Origin of the sequence: Sinomicrobium oceani (assembly GCF_900119185.1) — a bacterium.
In the GTDB taxonomy this organism is placed as follows: domain Bacteria; phylum Bacteroidota; class Bacteroidia; order Flavobacteriales; family Flavobacteriaceae; genus Sinomicrobium; species Sinomicrobium oceani.
Map to the genome: position 1 here is coordinate 1 of NZ_FPJE01000053.1, position 3,209 is coordinate 3,209.

Sequence of the window (3,209 nt, forward strand, 5' to 3'; positions counted from 1 at the left end):
TCTTTAAAAATGGACTGGATTGCCTATCTAATTGGTTGCTGACAAATTTTAACAAATTGAAAATCAATTTCATAAATTTTTTGTCATGTACTTAGAAATTTGGTATAAGTCCTGATAATGCCATTGAATTGATAAAACAGGTTGCACAGTTGGAAACCCTAAAAATAAAGGGTTTGATGACCATAGGTCTGTTTAGTGCCGAAACCGAAAAAGTACGGAAATGCTTCCGGTTACTGAAAGGTATTCGGCAGGAAATTATTGCTTTAAGAATACCAAACGTAGAAATGCACGAAATGTCAATGGGAATGAGTGGAGATTTGGAAACCGCCATAGCAGAAGGAGCAACCATTGTCAGAGTAGGAACGGCTATTTTCGGAGAAAGAATTTATCCTGATAGCTATTATTGGAATGAAAAATAAAACGTTGAGCTTTAAAAAACAGAAATGTATCTTATTCAGTACGAAAGATTCGGAGCACCCGGAGCTTATAGGGGATGAGCAGCAGAAAGATATCATATAATCAGTCTTTCAAAAGTGTATGAATCTAACCCATTACCTGAAACAGCGGATAATATCGATGTACTCATTGTAGTGGGATGAACTCAAAGCTCAACACCGACATCACACAGGAAGAATATCCTCATTTCAATACCAAAGCCGGGATTGCTTTAATACAAAAATGTGTTCAGGCCGGTAAAGCAGTTGTAGGTGTTTTTTTAGGTGCTCAACTCATTGGTGTGGCTGAGCATTAGGAGTAAGAGTTGAGCATAGCTCCAAAAAAGAAATTAGCGTATTTCTTATATATCTTTTAGCGGGCGGGTTAGAAGACAAAAAAACAAATCATTTCGGCTCAATCTTACCTGTTGGACATAGCAAAACGATAGGCCGGGACTTACCGCAGAAAGCAAAATATTATAGCAGGCAAAGGTTGTCCAAAACAAATAGCTACGTACTCCTATTGGGCTTATGTTTTTCAGTGTCATCCGAAGTTTACGAAGGAAGCAGCTGTGCTGAAGAATTGGATCTTTTAACCAATAACACCGCACACAAATTCTCCCGAAAGGCTGATCTTTTCAATGGAGTACTGAATAAAGTTGGGGCAACGATAAATTTTGTAGGTCCATAGGCTAACGAAAAGGTGTGGAAAAGCAAAGCAATAAGTGCCGTTACCAAATGGTTCCTTATAATCGTTGATTATCGGTATAAAAGCCTTGTTTTTAGCTCGAAAGAATTATTTCTGAAACTTTAAAATAAAGCGTTCCCGAATCCGAAAGTCAAATTTAGGGGCTTAAGATTGAAAAAAATATGTTAGTTAGAGTATTGGATATTAAATTCATCTCCTAAAAAATGAAGTTCATCAGAAAGTCAGATTATTTATAATCCATATCTTATGAAAAAAAATATTTTTGAAAAATGGTTCGGTTTCGAAAAATAGATATAAGAAATGTAATCATTTTTTTCTTCTCCACATTGATTTATGCTTTGTGTCAAATGCTTTTTAGCATTATTCTAATGAAGGAAGATTTATGGGATAATTTTCATATTCAACTTTCTGCCCATTACATTGTGATTTTTACAATGTGTTTAGCTGATTACGGATTGTTACTATTTTTAAATAAATATTTACCCTATTCAAAAAATATCTTACTTCGTATTTTAGCAGGATTAGCAGGGCTGACTATAATATGCTTATTGTTATTAGGAATATTTAACTATCTGATTTATGATGTATTTCTAATTCCAAGGGAAGGTTTGCCTTCTTTTTCTGTAAAATTTGCATTTGCAATGGCAGCAAATGTACCAATCTTGCTGGTTTTTGAACTGATCTATTACTTCCAGTCTGAACAAAGAGCTATAGCTGATTCTGAAAAAGCCAAACGTAAGGCACTTTTATTTCAGCATGAAACATTGAGAGCTCAAATAAATCCACATTTCTTGTTTAATTCATTGAATGTGTTGTCTTCTTTGATATACATAAATCCGGCAAATGCTAATCAATTTACAAAGGCTCTTTCCAAAACCTATAGGTATGTACTATCCTTAAACCGTCATCCTTTAATTTCTGTTGAAGATGAACTAAATGCTCTTGATTCGTATATTTTTCTAATGAAGATGAGATTTGAAAACGCTTTTACTTTTACTGTAAACAAAAATACTGAATATGAAAAGAATAGCATTATACCACTAACACTACAGCTTTTAATAGAAAATGTATTTAAGCATAATATAGCAACAGAGGAAATGTTGTTAAATGTAAATATTACAATTAAAAGAGAATACATTACTGTAGCAAACAATATACAGCCGGCAAGTGATATAGAAAAAGGAGGTATAGGACTGAAATACCTTACAGAACAATACAAGCTGTACAATAAAGATGTTACTGTTGAGCACACGAAGCAAATGTTTGTTGTGAAAATTCCATATATAAAATGAGGTATCTGATTGTAGAAGATGAAAGGTTTGCATACGAAGAACTAAAACGTATGATGACGAAGTTGCGTCCCGGTTACATTTTGGAAAAAAATACTAAAACAGTAATCGATACTATTGAATTTTTAAAAATATCTAAAGTAGATCTGATTCTTATGGATATTCGTCTTGCTGATGGTAACTGCTTTGAAATATTTAATCATATTGAGATTTCCACGCCTGTAATATTTACAACTGCTTATGATGAACACGCTATAAAAGCATTTAAGCTCAACAGCATTGATTATCTTTTAAAGCCTTTTGATGAAAAAGAATTGGAAGCGGCACTTAACAAATTTGAAAATATTTTCCATAATCCTTCTTATAAAACTGATTCTAAAAATTTTGAACAGTTATTTTCTCTCAAAACCAAAAATAGATTTCTAATATCAAAAGGAGACAATTATCATTACATAGAAACTGTTGAGATAGCTCATTTTTATAGTGAGGGAGGAGTTGTTTTTCTACACACTTTTCAAAATAAGCGTTATATTATTAATTATACATTAGACCAATTAGAGCAACAGCTGGATAATCGTTTATTTTTTCGGGTATCGCGTAACTGCATTGGTAATGTAAAAGCCATAGAAAACGTTGCCAGATATTTCAACAGCCGAATGAAGCTTTCTTTTTTACCCGAATGTGCATATTCCGCTGAAAACGGACAGGTGTTCCGTTTCAAAACGGACACTTTTCTCAAAAACTTTCGGTTAAATTAATTAAATTTTTTTTACTGTT

The 3,209-nt window shown here is 33.0% G+C and carries 3 protein-coding genes and 1 pseudogene; all 4 read left to right on the forward strand.

Going from position 1 to position 3,209, the window contains the following annotated elements:
• Positions 1 to 95 precede the first annotated feature (95 nt).
• Positions 96 to 419 (forward strand): annotated as a pseudogene (locus tag BT112_RS21400) (alanine racemase); the annotation flags it as partial.
• A gap of 176 nt (positions 420 to 595) precedes the next feature.
• Positions 596 to 751: a hypothetical protein gene (locus BT112_RS21975; protein ID WP_175545859.1), complete on the forward strand. Its 156-nt coding sequence runs from the start codon at positions 596 to 598 to the stop codon at positions 749 to 751.
• A 760-nt stretch (positions 752 to 1,511) separates the two neighbouring features.
• Positions 1,512 to 2,435, forward strand: coding sequence for a sensor histidine kinase (locus BT112_RS21405; RefSeq protein WP_245777087.1), 924 nt, complete (start codon positions 1,512 to 1,514; stop codon positions 2,433 to 2,435).
• Entirely contained in the window at positions 2,432 to 3,190 is a 759-nt protein-coding gene (locus BT112_RS21410) for a LytR/AlgR family response regulator transcription factor (protein ID WP_083565033.1), read from the forward strand. The genes BT112_RS21405 and BT112_RS21410 overlap by 4 nt, the downstream gene beginning before the upstream one ends.
• Positions 3,191 to 3,209 lie beyond the last annotated feature (19 nt).